Below are 13,377 nucleotides of genomic sequence, written 5' to 3'. Positions count from 1 at the left end.
CGATATATCCATATTTTTAATCAGGGGGGTGTCACGTATTATAAATCATAGTATTCTATAAAAATATTATTTGCTTGATATGCCTTTCTTCAATTTTTACTAATAGGATAAGAATGGACACGGACTTATTTGACAATATACAGTTGTTTTCTGCTTTAAGCTCGGAGCAGCTTCATTCACTGGGAAAGCATTTTACAGTTCGTCGTCATCCTAAGAATACGATTTTAATAAATGAAGGCGATGAAACTAATTCACTCTATATCATTCTCGAAGGTCGAGTGAAGGTTTATCTTAATGACGATGCGGGTAAAGAAGTGGTTTTAAATACGCAGTCAAAAGGTGAGTATTTTGGAGAGGTATCACTTTTTGATGATGGGCCAAGATCTGCTTCTGTATTGGCACTTGAAGATTGCCAGTTTGCTGTTTTATTAAAAAAAGATTTAATAAAGGCTATTACAGATAACCCTGAGATTTCATTGGCAATTATCAGGGGATTGACTCAGCGCTGTAGGGCATTAAGTGAAAATGTACGCAGTCTGGCGTTAATGGATGTATATGGACGAGTGGCAAGAACGCTAATGGAAATGGCTGTTGAGCAGGAAAATGGTATTTGGTTAATCGATCAACCAGTGACCTATAATGATTTGGCTAGTCGTGTCGGTGCATCAAGTAAGATGGTGAGTCGAATCATGCAAGACCTGAAAAAAGGTGGTTATATTCGTAAACAGGCTAAACAAATGATAATTGAGCGAAGTTTACCTGCCGCCTGGTGATGAAATTATCATATCTCGGACTTTGCGAGATAAAAACTGTTACCTCAACAAATACTACTTGATAGAAATCACCTGAGAATGCTTTATGAAAAAAGTTAACACCATAATCCGATATTATATTAAGTCGAATTATGGTGTTCTAATGAAATTATAATTCTTGCTTATATGTAAGGTCTTTTTTATCGGTATTCATTTTGGGGAAAAATTTTCCTGTTGAATCAATATAACGTAAATACCGATTGCCGATTATCTTAACCAGATCTTTTTCTTCATGATAAACCCCGATAACAATATAAACCGACATACCTAATGCGAACAGTAAGTGACCTGTTGTCATTGTAGGGGTGAGCCAGATACCTATAAAAACACCACTCATTATGGGGTGGCGTATATATTTGTACAATGAACTTTGGGTGAATGGTAGGTGAGTGTACTCCTGCCCCTTAAAATATAACCAGACCTGACGTAAACCAAATAAATCAAAATGATTAATAATAAATGTGGCGTAAAATACCATGCCCCACCCAAGTAACCCTGTAATTAATATGGCATTATATAGATTAGCATTTTGTACCTGCCATACAATACCTGTCATGGGTTGCCAAAATATGCATAAAATGAAAACAGCAATCGCAGTTACTAACATAAATGTACTGCGTTCAGCAGGTTCGGGAATGAATTTTATCAGTTTCTTTTTAAAGTTTGGTCTGGCCATGATGCTATGTTGTAAACCAAACAGGGTGATCAGTAACAGATTAACTATGATAGTGGTGGCCGTATTACCCGGATTACCATAATCAATACTATTCAGATAGGGGTTTTCAGGTATGAAATTAAATAGAAAGGCAATCAGGCAAACAAGTGATGCTGAGCCGAGATTGTAGTTTGTGATGCCGTAAAGTAAAACCATTAGTTTTTTCATGATCATTTCTCCGTTAGTTTGTTTAAAAAAATAATACAGTGAGACGGATAGAACGGATACATCATAAAATGTAGTAACTAACTACACTTTATGGAGTTAGTTAAAATAATGTTTTGGAGCTGAAAAGTTAGTCTCTTGAATGGATTAAATTTCACTGGCAGGTTGCAAATCTGCGTACATGCTATCCGCCATCCACGAACTGATGGTGTTTACAAGGGCTGTATGGCCTACTACTTTTAGGGTGTCGTTTTTCATTTCACGTTTGTAAGTTGTATCTCCCATCCAGATTTTTACCATGGTTCTGACATCGGTTGTAAAATAAATATCAATATCTTTGCCTGGGTCTGTGTCGCAAATATCAACCTCTTCACCTTCAACTGTAATCCACCAGGTGGCATGTTCCGTTAGGTTGGTGAATTTAAACCGGATAACCGTTTGATTGCCTATCAGATTATCGATATTGATGCTGCGTTTTAAATACAGCATTAATAACTCCACATCGCAGTCTTTGTCGGGCAGGTTCTCTCTGGCCCAGCGCATTCCCCAATCACCTAATGTTTTGATAATAGGTAACAATTCTTCACAGGATTTGGTTGGAAAGTATTCATAACCCTTCTGATTAGGAATCTTGCGTTTTAAAATGAGACCTGCTTCCTCCAGAGAATCCAGTCGCTTTGAAAGCATGGTAGGGGATATCAGGCTTAAGCCACGTTGTAACATATTAAAGCGTGTGCCACCCATGAGAATTTCACGAACGATTAAAATAGTCCACTTCTCTCCTAATACTTCAGTTGCTTTGGCGATAGGGCAAAACTGACCATATTCCATAAGGCATTCCTTATTTGGGGGGAGTTATAGTATAACAAATTAGTAACTCTAATAATGCTAGTGAGTTACTACATAAAATGTAGTGCTCCACTACAACTCCTGCAGTAGAGGTACATACCATCAATTCTTAGTATTGATTACAGCAAAACAAAGACATTTTTATTAATAATACAAAGAACAGGTGACTTATGAAACCATATCCACTTTATACCGCTGAAACTGCAAAATTTCCCGCTGACAAATTGCTTCTATCTGTTGAAAATATGTTGGGTTTTGTTCCCAATGTGTTTGCAACTTTAGCGGAGTCAGAACCGGCTTTACGTGCATTTATGCAGCTTAATACACAAATGAGTGAAACACATTTTACTCCGACCGAACGTGAGGTTATACAAGCCGCTGTGAGTGTTGAAAATGAATGCAGTTATTGTGTGGCAGGTCATAGTGCATTTGCAGAAATGCAGGGAGTTGATACCAATACGATTAATGCGGTTAGAGATAGAGATAGAATTAATGATGTGCGACTTGAAGCATTGCAGACATTTTCAAGTGTACTGTCAAATAGTAAAGGCGTTATCAATAAAGATCATTTACAGGATTTTTTATCGGCAGGTTATACAGCAGAGCAGGCACTGGAAGTTATTTTGGGGGTATGCGTAAAAACATTCAGTAACTTAACTAATAATCTTATTCAGATTCCTCTTGATGAAGAGTTTGTTGAATATAGATGGAACCCAAAACAAAGTAGTGTAGATATTAGTAATAAACATAAAGGAAAACATGTCAGAACGGGTTGATGTTAATAAAGATAGGATCTGGATAATATTCTAGATTTAAATATAACACCAACGGTGTAATTAATTTTATTTGTATGATTTTTAAAAAAGGACATATGTCCTTTTTTTTATTCCCTTTTGTTCCGCGTTTTAAATTCATTGCAACCTTATTCTGTACTCAGTCTCTACAGCAGGTCCCGGTAAGTTAATTTTTTACAAGGGTCTTAAGTAGATTCATTTTTGAAATCAATATGGAGGACTCAATAATGAGTGCAATAGCAGAAAAACTAGACCTGGCAAATAATACAGACGTTAATGCGAGTGATCTTGAGATGAAAGTAAAACAAATGTATCAGGATGTGGCTGAAAATCCACAGGGTGATTTTCATTTTGAAATGGGCTATCAGATGGCAGAGCGTCTGGGTTACCCGGCCAGGTATCTGGGTATGATTCCCTCAGCGGCGATAGAGTCGTTTGCTGGGGTAGGTTATTACTTTGGCCTGGCGAATATAAAAGCAGGCGAAAAAGTGGTCGACCTGGGTAGTGGAGCGGGTATGGATACTTTTTATGCCGCGACTCAGGTTGGGCAGAACGGTGAAGTTGTTGGTATAGATATGACAGATGCCCAGCTTAAAAAATCGGACTCATTAAGAACAGAATCCGGTTTTAAAAATATTAAATATCTGAAAGGTTATATACAGGCTGCACCCTGTGAAGATGAAAGTTTCGATGTCGTTATCAGTAATGGTGTTGTTAATCTTGCACCTAATAAAAACAAGGTGTTTATGGAAGTTAATCGCCTGTTAAAGCCGGGTGGCCGTCTGGCATTGTCGGACATTGTAACGGAAGTGCAGTTACCAGAAGGTATTACCTGTGATGCAACTTTATGGGCAGCATGCATAGGAGGTGCATTGCAGGTTGAGAATTATCTGGATGCCATTCGATCTGCAGGTTTAATTATAGAAACAGTTATAGATAACCCTGAATATCATTTTATTTCCGATAATGCGCAGGGGGCGACAGAGACATATGGTGTTAAAAGCATTTCTGTCCTGGCGCGTAAACCGGATAGTATTTTTTCTGAAGTTTAAAAATAAATTAATACATTAAAAGGAATAAAATCATGACGACTCAAAATACACAATCAAATAACTATCTGTTTACATTGACTTCTTTTGGCAGTGATACAGATCGAGTGGCGACCCCGCTGGTTTTGGCGAATAGCGCACTGGTTGCAGGAAAAGATGTATTAATCTGGTTAACGATGGAAGGTGTTGAGCTGGCAAAGCAGGGGGCAGCAGGATCATTAGTGCCTAAAAGTTTTGCGCCCGTGAGTGAGCTACTGGAAACATATATTGAAAATGGTGGAAAAATAGGTGTTTGCCCTCCGTGTGCCAAAACACATGGTTTAACGGAAGATAATATTTTACAGCAGGTAGAATTGATGGGGGCTGTAGCCATGCTAGAGCAAACAGCGGGTCGACAGACCTTTTCTTTTTAAGGTTTATTACGTCATGCCTGAATTTTAGGTGTGACGTAAGATGTAACAGGAGAATAATATGAAATTTTCTAATAATATCGTCTGGTGGTATTGGGCTGTAACAACACTTTTATTAATGGGTGTTGTATCAGGAAATCAACAAAGTTTATATGTCGTTATTGTTTTAAACTTTATTCAGGTTTTGCATTTTATTTTACGGGAAAAGAGCCTTGTTGCTTTCCCTGTACAGGTGAGATTAACTTATTTTTCATTATTAATTATTGCCCAATTACCGTTTATGTTCTGGGTGTACTGGTGGCAGTTAATTGGAACGGCTGCAATGGTTTTGTTTGAATATTGTTTCCTTGCTCGTTGCATGTCATTGATGGCGTGGAATCGAAATGAAGAATTCACATTCTTTTTATTGAAAAAAACTTTTTTATCTGCACCTGTAAAAGGTAATGTTTTGCAGGGTTTGCCTGCGAGTAATTAAGTTTTTATATTTTAATTAAGGAATTTAATTTTATAAATTTTGGTATATTGAAATCTCTTCAATTATTAGGCTGGTTTCATCGTGAATTTTGATATAGATCGACTATTATCAATAGGTGTTGTAATTAAACCAAGGACACCCCATCAATGAAAATCAGCCCTTACCTTAAAGTGTTAGCAGAAAAAGATGGCTCAGACCTCTACCTGTCAACCGGAGCCCTGCCTAGCGCCAAGTTCAATGGTGTGATGACACCATTATCCAAGAAGGCCGCACCACCGGGTTGGGTGAAGTCTCTGGCAATGGAAATTATGTCTGAAGAGCAGCAGGCAGAGTTTGAGCATAAGCCTGAAATGAACCTGGCTATATCTGAATCGGGTGTTGGGCGCTTTCGTGTCAATATCTTCAAGCAGCGTAATGAAGTATCAATGGTTATTCGCTATATCAATGCGGAAATCCCTAATTGTGAAGATCTTGGTTTACCGGACATATTGAAAAAAGTGATTATGGTCAAGCGGGGTATCATTCTGTTTGTTGGTGGAACAGGCTCTGGTAAATCGACTTCTTTAGCGGCGCTTATTGATCATCGAAATACCCATAGTAAAGGTCATATCATCACAATCGAAGATCCGATTGAATATGTGCACTCACATAAAGGTTGTATTGTTAATCAGCGAGAAGTGGGTGTGGATACGGATAGTTTTGAAGATGCATTAAAAAATACCCTGCGTCAGGCACCCGATGTCATATTGATTGGTGAGGTTCGAGATCAGGAGACCATGGAGCATGCGCTGGCCTTTGCCGAAACAGGGCATCTGGCTATTTCTACATTACATGCGAATAATGCCAATCAGGCACTGGATAGAATTATTAACTTTTTTCCTGAAGAGCGCCATGCACAATTGTTACAGGATTTATCATTAAACCTGAAGGCTTTTGTATCTCAGCGTCTGATACCAACGGTTGATAATAAGCGTTGTGCGGCAATTGAAGTTTTATTGAACTCGCCCAGAATAGAAGAGCTGATTAAGAGGGGGGAGGTTTCTGAAATTAAGGAAGTAATGGAAAAATCAGAAGGTATGGGAATGTGTACTTTTGATAGTGCATTGCTGGAGCTTCATAAAAAGGGCAAAATTTCTATGGATGAAGCATTAAAAAATGCGGATTCTGAAAATAATTTACGCCTCAAAATTGAACTTGGTGAGGGATCCGAGGAAAGGGTGAAACAGAATGAAGAGGACTCTTTTGGTGGTTTGTCCTTAATGGAAAAAGAAAAACCAGAAGAAGAGGGTGAAGATGAAGAAAGTATGCCTAGTTTAAGTATGGGTGATCCGGATGATGCATTACCAGACCTGGAAACAGATGGCGTTTCAAAAGGTTAATGCGCTCCCCTGAATACATGGAAGTTCAGTGTCCGTATTGCTGGGAGCTAATTGAAATAGGTATAGATGACTGTGGTGAAAATCAGCAATATATAGAAGACTGTCAGGTATGTTGTAGGCCCATTAATGTTCGTATAATGGTTGGTGACTCTCAACAGGTACAGATAAATGTGTTTACAGAAGATGACGTGTAAAAGACTCTTGTTGTTGTGCAGTGCGATTTTGATGTGCTTCTTTCAGGCAAATGCAGTCGCTTTGGAAACGCGGGTAAATCAGTGGGGAATGACATTTGTAAAAATTCCCGCGGGAAGCTTTTATATGGGGCTGGATGACTTCGCATCAGCATTAATGGAAGTGCCTGAACCAAAAGAGAATGAGTTAAAGGATGAGTTGCCACGACATAATATAAAAATAAGTGATGATTTTTATATGGCGCAAACAGAAGTGACGCAGCAGCAGTGGTTATCTGTTATGGAAAACAGACCCGGCCCAGAAAAGTTCTGGAATCAGGATAACTGGAAAAACCTGCCTGTGGTTTCAGTTAACTGGTTTATGGCTGAGCGTTTTGTAGAAGAAATTAACAAGCTGGATAAGCAGTATCGCTATCGTCTGCCTTCTGAAGTTGAATGGGAATATGTAGCCAGAGCAGGTAGTAACGAGCTAAGGCCGGTATCAATTGATGTGCTTGAAGACTATGCATGGTTTATTCATAACTCAGGCGATGTTCAGCAACCGGTAGCATCACGTAAGCCCAATGCATATGGTGTGTACGATATGCTGGGTAATGTCTGGGAGTGGGTTGATGACTGGTATGCGCCGGATGCATATGAAAAATATACAGCCCGGAATTCAAAAGGGCCAGATACTGGCCTGTCCAAAGTTCGACGTGGTGGATCTTATCACTGTCCTGTTCATTTAATACGACCCGGATATCGTGCTGCTAATAAACCGGGTGTTGCTTATGAAGTAACAGGCTTTCGCTTAATCGCAGAAACAAGATAAGTCACTTTAATGGGCTATTTTATTAATTTTTAAGATTTTTAGCTTCATGTTTTTTTTGCTGGTTCTTAGTTTTGTGTCATTAAATTATGCCTTCCGGGTTATCTCCATTAGTGGTAAAAAATTAAAGTTTGAAATTTATAAAACATACTGTTTAGTTGGTTCTCGTGGGCGATGTTAATGTAATACTTTAAGAATGGTCTATAATCAGCTAAACTTATTATTAATAATAAATACTAAAAACGAGGATCTACAGTGAAAATTAAGCGAATTAATCCATTATTCAAATTACTGGGTCTTGTCGGCGTGGCTTTTGCGTTAAATGCCTGCTCTAGTGAGCCGGCTCCCTGGACGAAGAGTGAGTCAGTCTGGGATCAGCGACGAAATGCTGAGCCTGAAGCGCCTGCGGCTGAAACGTATAAAGCAGATCTTGAAATGCCAGCTGATTCAGCAAGTGAAGTGGAATTAAGTTATCAGACGGAGTCGGTAGAAAGTTTTGCGCCAGAAGCTGCGGCAGAACCTGAGCCTGTTGAAGCGGTTGCAGAAGCTGTATCAGAAGAAGGTTCTATCATGGATCAGCCGGCCAGTTATTATACGATGCAGTTAATGGCATCGGTTGATATTGATCGTGTGATTCGCTTTGCCGAGGAAAATCATGTTTCTACACAATATATAGTAGCAACAGAGAGAGACGGTGTTATCTGGCATGTGTTATTGCTTGATATTTACCCTGATCATTCATCTGCAGTTGCAGCACGTGATGAGATTGCACCTAGTCTGAAGGATGCTCCATGGATTAGAAGTGTGGGTTCGGTGCAGAAGTTGGTTCGCTAAATAGATCTTCATGATTGTTACTTAAAAAGCCCCTTTGTAGAAATACAAAGGGGCTTTTTTATGCCCTGTTTTTATAGTAATGAGGGGTATATATCAGGGATGAGTTAGATGATATTAACTTATCTTGTTATGGGAGCCATCGCAGATTGGTGTATTTTTACTCTGTTTGCAGCCACAAAGACTGACCGTTTTCTTTTCTGTAACGGTGACTTCTACCGGCACGAACTCACTGCCTTTGTGCGAGCCATCGCAAAAGGGCTGTGATTTTGATTTTCCACAGGAGCACCACCAGTAGGAAGTGCCGGGTTCTAATTCAACAAAATAAGGGCTTTTTTGAGGGCATTCGGGGGTGCTCATTTATATTCTCCTGGAAAAATTTTCTGAGTATTGAGTGTAGGTTATCTCGAGGATTTTTTTATAAAATGTAATTTTAATGAAGTATTTGAACTAATCGGCTTTTTTAACGGGCATTTATGAGCTAGACTCCCTAATATTCGTATGTAAAATAATGTGATACAGCTATATTTTAAGGCTAAAATTTAAATAAAGACGCTAAATAGCAATTTAGTGACTTAAGGGCTTTATCTGGTTTGCAACAACAAAAAATGACAGAGGATAGGACATTGACTCTAATAAGCAAAAAAATATTACCGATTACCCTTGTGCTTGCGGGCACTGTGGCACTAGCTGCCTGTTCATCAAAGCCATCTCCATGGAGTGAGTCATCATCACCCTGGGATAGCAGAGCTGAGCAGAATGCTGAGCCGGAACCTCTGGCAATTGATCAAATTGAGCCAGCGTATCAGGAAGAAGAAACAATTGAGCCCGTAGGTTTCGTTGCTGCTGAAGAAGACACGGCGATGGTTGAATCAGAGGCGGTTGTTGAGGAGCCAATGGAAGAACCAATGGCTGAGCCTGAACTGGAAATTATAGAAGAAGAGCCAGAGGCTGTTGCAGTAAGTGGTAGTCTGGCAGAGCAGCCTGCAGGTATGTTTGCAGTGCAGGTCGTTGCTTCAAGTTCTATGGATCAGTTAAACTATTTTGCACAGCAAAATCAGCTTTCTGATGAATGGGTTGCAGAAACTACAGTCGACGGAAAAGTGTGGTTTGTTTTGATGTCTGGTGTGTATGGATCTAAAGCTGAAGCTGAGCAGGCTCTTGAAAGTTTACAGGGGCTTGAAACGCAGCCATGGATTAGAACGGTTGGTTCGGTTCAGGCAGTGATGAGTCAGTAGCTTTTATTGTCCGGATTAGTTCTGATTAATTCGGGACATGTTAAGTGAAATAAAAAAGCCCCGTTTTTCGGGGTTTTTTTTATGGTTGTTATAAAGTGTTTATAGAGTGTTGAGTAGTATATTCGATTTTATATGGCACCCTGTGCGATTTCTGTATCATCATGTGAGTAAGCAGGTGAGCAGCAGCACAGGATTTTTAAATCTTCATTACCTGTGTTTCTGATATTGTGTTTTGTACCCGGTGTTATACAGATACTGTCTCCGTTATTAACCTGTATGGTTTCATTGCCCAGAGTCATGCTGCCTTCTCCCTGAAGAATAAAGTAGATTTCCTCACTTTTAATATGCTTGTGTAATAAAGTGATTTCCCCTGGTTTGACAATAGCTTCCGCAAGGCTTTGTAATTTATTTCCCTGTGTGTCCGGGTGCATAAGTTCACGAATTTCCGAACCGTCCCGGGTTACGTATGCTTTTATATTCTTATAATGACTGATTAAGTTCATGACAGTCCTTGAATGTAATTTTTAAAATCACCAATATGAGTGATAACGGGTAAACACGATGTGCCTTCGCATATATAGGCGCAGATATCACCGTTGGGTTTTTTATCGTTCAATGAGTTGCTTGGTGCAATATCGTTATTAATTGCAACGCAGGTTAGTTGAGGAATAAATTGACGGTTTGTTATTTGTTGCCATTTTTTCAAGCCGGTTTCAGTGCCTCGTAGAACAATAATCAGCCCGGGTTTCAAGTAAAGCTCCAGAGCATGTAATAAACTGCAGTGAGAAATAGCCTGTTCGCTGAGAGCTGAGTAACAGCTGCGGATGGTTTGCTCTGCAGCCTGCAGGTATTTTGTATTGCCGCTTAGCAGGCCTAATTGTATTAGGGCGCTAGCGGCAACCGCATTTCCATTTGGCATAGCGTCATCAGAAAATGTCTTGCTGCGATAAAGTAATTGCTCATGATCGTGACTGGTAAAGAAAAAGCCGCCCTGTTCGTTATCTTCAAAATAAGTGAGCAGGCTATCGGCTATTTCAATCGCCCATTCATAATATTTGTTGCTCCATTGGCATTGAAGTAGCTCGAGAATGCCCTGTAATAAATAAGCATAGTCATCAAGGTATGCATTTAAATGTGCTTTGCCATCTTTATAGCTAACAAGCAGTCTTTTGTCTTTCCATAAAGTGTTGTAAATGAATTCAGCTGAAGTAAAGGCAGAAGATATATATGACGGGTTGTTTAGTCTTCTTCCGGCCTGTGCCATGCCGCGAACCATAAGTGCGTTCCATGCACACAAAATCTTGTCATCTCTTCCCGGCTGGGAGCGTGTATTTCTAATGGATAGTAATTTTTGTCTCGCAGATTGAAGGGTTAACTCTACTTTTGTTTTCTCCATGTTTAAGGCATCAGCTAAAGTTTTGTCTTCAATATTGCTGTGTAAATGCCAGCTGTCTTCTAAATTGGGTTTTTCAGCCAGGTTATATTTTTTCTCGAAAACGTTAAATTCTTCATCAGTTAATGCGTCTTTAATTTGTTGGGGTGTCCATAAATAAGTTTTGCCTTCAACTTTTTCCGTGTCTGCATCCAGAGCTGAGCAATAACCGCCTTCACTGGTTTGTATTTCACGTATTATCCAGTCGGCTGTTGATTCTATTGTTTGTTTGTATAACGTATTGTGTGTAACCAGATATGCCTGTGTATATAAATTAAGTAACTGGGCATTGTCGTAAAGCATTTTTTCAAAATGAGGAACCATCCAGTATTCATCGGTTGAATAACGAAAAAATCCACCTCCAATTTGATCCTGAAAACCACCGAGTGCCATTTTGTCCAATGAGAGGGCGAGCATATGTAATGATTTAGAATCATTTTTTCCCTGAGACTTTAGAAATAGATAATATCGTAGGCAATGTTCAAGCATGTCAGGGTGAGGAAATTTGGGGGCGTCACTGAACCCTCCCGTTTCAGTGTCAAAGGCGCTTTCCAGTTGTTTACGTGCAAGATCTAACGGGAGAGAATTTAATACAACGTTTGTAGATGCGTACGTAGAAGAATTTTTTAAAATATCCTGAATTGAAATATCCTGTTTTTGTATTTCATCCTGTTTGTTTTTATAGGCGTCAGTAACCATGTGCATGATTTCGCTAAACGCTGGCATGTTGTAGCGGGGTTTATCAGGAAAGTAAGTGCCTGCAAAAAAAGGCATCTGGTTTTGAGGGGATAAAAAAACAGTTAATGGCCAGCCTCCCGCACGAGAAGTGAGTAGTGAATGTGCAGTCTGGTATATCTTATCCAGATCAGGTCGTTCTTCACGGTCCACTTTTATATTAATGAAATTTTGATTCATTATGCGGGCAGTTTTAGTGTCTTCAAATGATTCATGTGCCATTACATGGCACCAGTGGCAGGCGGAATACCCAATAGAAAGTAAAATGGGTTTATTTTGGCTTTTGGCTAATTCAAGAGAGTGATTATTCCACGGATACCAGTTAACAGGGTTGTCTGCATGTTGCAGGAGGTATGGGCTGGTTTCATTTTGAAGGTTATTATCAGGGTTGTTCATGTCTAATCTGTGGTGTCCGCTGGCTGAGTTATGACTATACTGTGACTTAAAATAATAATGACATAAATTCTATAGTGATATGAGAAGTAAAATACAGTACTGGTTAGGTAAGTTATTTTCAATTCTTGATGATGATATTAGTTTCTTTGCAGCTAGCCTGAGTTTTTATAGTGTGTTGTCAATAATTCCTATGTTATGGGTGTTATTTTTTATATTGCATCAATTAGGAGTTTTTCAGGAATACTTTGACCTGGTTAAGGTCTTCCTGGTTGAGAGTCTGATTCCCTCGCATGCGGAAACCATTACTAATTATCTTGAGGGGTTTATGAGTAATGCCGGGCGCATGGGTAGTATGGGGCTGGTATATATCGTTTTTGCATCTGTTTTATTCTATCGAAATTACCAGTATGTAGTTAATAAAATCTTTCTGGTGCCTAATCACAGTTTTCTGCATAGCATTGCAACCTATCTGATACTGGCTTTCCTGATGCCTGCGACTCTCGGAGTGTCATTTTACCTGTCAGATTATATTCAGCAGATAACAGGTGAAGGTCATTCGGTTTTGGGTGAGTTTGCTATTTTGTCGTATTTTATGATCTGGATGCTGTTTTTCGTGTTATTCAAAGTCTCGCCAAATATGCAGATAAATGTACGTATAGCATTGAAGGTCTCATTTGTTGTTTCACTGGTCTGGCATGTAGCTAAATGGATGTTTGTGCAATATACCGTGTTAAATGAAACATACAGTACATTATATGGTTCGTTTAGTGCGCTGCTGTTCCTGTTGATATGGATATATCTGTCATGGCTGCTGTTATTGCATGGGTTAAGGGCCTGTTATCTGATGCATTGTCATTATGGGAAATACGACTAGAAAGAACTTATAAGGCTTTATTTATAGTGTTTCTAAGTTATTGAAAAGAAGAGTGAAAAACTTTTATTAGAAAAGTCTAAAAAAGGTGTTGACGGTTAGAATCAAAGCTGTAGAATGCGCCTCCTCGTTAAGGCAAACGGGTCGTTAGCTGAAAGGTTAAACGAAAAAGACGGCAAGGAAAGTTAAAGAAAGCGCTTTACAGGTTACTGAAAAACGTTTTATAA

16 protein-coding genes are annotated in these 13,377 nt (G+C 39.2%); 11 read left to right on the top strand and 5 right to left on the bottom strand.

Annotated elements, in window-relative coordinates; genetic code table 11:
* Window positions 1-113: 113 nt before the first annotated feature.
* Window positions 114-773 carry a Crp/Fnr family transcriptional regulator gene (locus DIZ80_08345; protein ID RDH82300.1) on the top strand — a complete coding sequence of 220 codons (660 nt, stop codon included), beginning with the start codon at window positions 114-116 and terminating at the stop codon, window positions 771-773.
* Between the two features lie 148 nt (window positions 774-921).
* Here the strand turns inward: DIZ80_08345 and DIZ80_08340 are convergent, their stop codons facing one another.
* Window positions 922-1,701 carry a hypothetical protein gene (locus DIZ80_08340; GenBank protein ID RDH82299.1) on the bottom strand — a complete coding sequence of 260 codons (780 nt, stop codon included), beginning with the start codon at window positions 1,699-1,701 and terminating at the stop codon, window positions 922-924.
* Window positions 1,702-1,839: 138 nt separating this feature from the next.
* Window positions 1,840-2,523 (bottom strand): transcriptional regulator, encoded by a 684-nt coding sequence (locus tag DIZ80_08335; protein ID RDH82298.1) that lies wholly within the window; start codon window positions 2,521-2,523, stop codon window positions 1,840-1,842.
* A 188-nt stretch (window positions 2,524-2,711) separates the two neighbouring features.
* On the opposite strand from DIZ80_08335, the gene DIZ80_08330 reads away from it, so the two are divergent.
* From DIZ80_08330 to DIZ80_08295, 8 genes are all read left to right on the top strand, one after another.
* Entirely contained in the window at window positions 2,712-3,317 is a 606-nt protein-coding gene (locus tag DIZ80_08330; GenBank protein ID RDH82297.1) for a carboxymuconolactone decarboxylase, read from the top strand.
* A gap of 245 nt (window positions 3,318-3,562) precedes the next feature.
* The gene (locus DIZ80_08325) at window positions 3,563-4,387 is read left to right on the top strand and encodes a methyltransferase type 11 (GenBank protein RDH82296.1); all 825 of its coding nucleotides are present in this window, start codon (window positions 3,563-3,565) and stop codon (window positions 4,385-4,387) included.
* A 32-nt stretch (window positions 4,388-4,419) separates the two neighbouring features.
* On the top strand, window positions 4,420-4,797 hold the full coding sequence (locus DIZ80_08320) for a hypothetical protein (GenBank protein RDH82295.1): 378 nt from the start codon (window positions 4,420-4,422) through the stop codon (window positions 4,795-4,797).
* A 58-nt stretch (window positions 4,798-4,855) separates the two neighbouring features.
* Window positions 4,856-5,269 (top strand): hypothetical protein, encoded by a 414-nt coding sequence (locus DIZ80_08315; GenBank protein ID RDH82294.1) that lies wholly within the window; start codon window positions 4,856-4,858, stop codon window positions 5,267-5,269.
* A gap of 146 nt (window positions 5,270-5,415) precedes the next feature.
* Complete coding sequence (locus DIZ80_08310) at window positions 5,416-6,648, top strand: type IV pili twitching motility protein PilT (protein ID RDH82293.1); 1,233 nt, start codon at window positions 5,416-5,418, stop codon at window positions 6,646-6,648.
* On the top strand, window positions 6,648-6,842 hold the full coding sequence (locus tag DIZ80_08305; protein RDH82292.1) for a CPXCG motif-containing cysteine-rich protein: 195 nt from the start codon (window positions 6,648-6,650) through the stop codon (window positions 6,840-6,842). The genes DIZ80_08310 and DIZ80_08305 overlap by 1 nt, the downstream gene beginning before the upstream one ends.
* The gene (locus DIZ80_08300) at window positions 6,817-7,650 is read left to right on the top strand and encodes a hypothetical protein (protein ID RDH82291.1); all 834 of its coding nucleotides are present in this window, start codon (window positions 6,817-6,819) and stop codon (window positions 7,648-7,650) included. Before DIZ80_08305 ends, DIZ80_08300 begins: the two co-directional genes overlap by 26 nt.
* 252 nt (window positions 7,651-7,902) lie before the next feature.
* Window positions 7,903-8,481 (top strand): hypothetical protein, encoded by a 579-nt coding sequence (locus tag DIZ80_08295; protein RDH82290.1) that lies wholly within the window; start codon window positions 7,903-7,905, stop codon window positions 8,479-8,481.
* A 114-nt stretch (window positions 8,482-8,595) separates the two neighbouring features.
* Here DIZ80_08295 and DIZ80_08290 read toward each other — a convergent pair whose 3' ends face one another.
* The gene (locus tag DIZ80_08290) at window positions 8,596-8,838 is read right to left on the bottom strand and encodes a hypothetical protein (protein RDH82289.1); all 243 of its coding nucleotides are present in this window, start codon (window positions 8,836-8,838) and stop codon (window positions 8,596-8,598) included.
* 248 nt (window positions 8,839-9,086) lie between these two features.
* Here DIZ80_08290 and DIZ80_08285 point away from each other — a divergent pair, with 248 nt between their 5' ends.
* Window positions 9,087-9,716: a hypothetical protein gene (locus tag DIZ80_08285; protein RDH82288.1), complete on the top strand. Its 630-nt coding sequence runs from the start codon at window positions 9,087-9,089 to the stop codon at window positions 9,714-9,716.
* A gap of 128 nt (window positions 9,717-9,844) precedes the next feature.
* Here the strand turns inward: DIZ80_08285 and DIZ80_08280 are convergent, their stop codons facing one another.
* The gene (locus DIZ80_08280; protein ID RDH82287.1) at window positions 9,845-10,219 is read right to left on the bottom strand and encodes a hypothetical protein; all 375 of its coding nucleotides are present in this window, start codon (window positions 10,217-10,219) and stop codon (window positions 9,845-9,847) included.
* Window positions 10,216-12,279 (bottom strand): thioredoxin domain-containing protein, encoded by a 2,064-nt coding sequence (locus DIZ80_08275; GenBank protein ID RDH82286.1) that lies wholly within the window; start codon window positions 12,277-12,279, stop codon window positions 10,216-10,218. Before DIZ80_08275 ends, DIZ80_08280 begins: the two co-directional genes overlap by 4 nt.
* Window positions 12,280-12,358: 79 nt before the next feature.
* Here DIZ80_08275 and DIZ80_08270 point away from each other — a divergent pair, with 79 nt between their 5' ends.
* Complete coding sequence (locus DIZ80_08270) at window positions 12,359-13,153, top strand: hypothetical protein (GenBank protein RDH82285.1); 795 nt, start codon at window positions 12,359-12,361, stop codon at window positions 13,151-13,153.
* Window positions 13,154-13,377: the final 224 nt, after the last annotated feature.

Source organism: endosymbiont of Galathealinum brachiosum, from assembly GCA_003349885.1.
GTDB lineage: Bacteria > Pseudomonadota > Gammaproteobacteria > SZUA-229 > SZUA-229 > SZUA-229.
This window is presented reverse-complemented; position numbering and strand designations above follow the sequence as displayed.

Bases quoted from the DNA above. Each gene is read 5' to 3' on its own strand.
- DIZ80_08320 (RDH82295.1), top strand. From the start codon at position 4,420: ATGACGACTCAAAATACACAATCAAATAACTATCTGTTTACATTGACT.
- DIZ80_08340 (RDH82299.1), bottom strand. From the start codon at position 1,701: ATGATCATGAAAAAACTAATGGTTTTACTTTACGGCATCACAAACTAC.
- DIZ80_08305 (RDH82292.1), top strand. From the start codon at position 6,648: ATGCGCTCCCCTGAATACATGGAAGTTCAGTGTCCGTATTGCTGGGAG.
- DIZ80_08285 (RDH82288.1), top strand. From the start codon at position 9,087: ATGACAGAGGATAGGACATTGACTCTAATAAGCAAAAAAATATTACCG.
- DIZ80_08335 (RDH82298.1), bottom strand. From the start codon at position 2,523: ATGGAATATGGTCAGTTTTGCCCTATCGCCAAAGCAACTGAAGTATTA.
- DIZ80_08345 (RDH82300.1), top strand. From the start codon at position 114: ATGGACACGGACTTATTTGACAATATACAGTTGTTTTCTGCTTTAAGC.
- DIZ80_08315 (RDH82294.1), top strand. From the start codon at position 4,856: ATGAAATTTTCTAATAATATCGTCTGGTGGTATTGGGCTGTAACAACA.
- DIZ80_08330 (RDH82297.1), top strand. From the start codon at position 2,712: ATGAAACCATATCCACTTTATACCGCTGAAACTGCAAAATTTCCCGCT.
- DIZ80_08310 (RDH82293.1), top strand. From the start codon at position 5,416: ATGAAAATCAGCCCTTACCTTAAAGTGTTAGCAGAAAAAGATGGCTCA.
- DIZ80_08270 (RDH82285.1), top strand. From the start codon at position 12,359: ATGAGAAGTAAAATACAGTACTGGTTAGGTAAGTTATTTTCAATTCTT.
- DIZ80_08300 (RDH82291.1), top strand. From the start codon at position 6,817: ATGTGTTTACAGAAGATGACGTGTAAAAGACTCTTGTTGTTGTGCAGT.
- DIZ80_08290 (RDH82289.1), bottom strand. From the start codon at position 8,838: ATGAGCACCCCCGAATGCCCTCAAAAAAGCCCTTATTTTGTTGAATTA.
- DIZ80_08325 (RDH82296.1), top strand. From the start codon at position 3,563: ATGAGTGCAATAGCAGAAAAACTAGACCTGGCAAATAATACAGACGTT.
- DIZ80_08280 (RDH82287.1), bottom strand. From the start codon at position 10,219: ATGAACTTAATCAGTCATTATAAGAATATAAAAGCATACGTAACCCGG.
- DIZ80_08275 (RDH82286.1), bottom strand. From the start codon at position 12,279: ATGAACAACCCTGATAATAACCTTCAAAATGAAACCAGCCCATACCTC.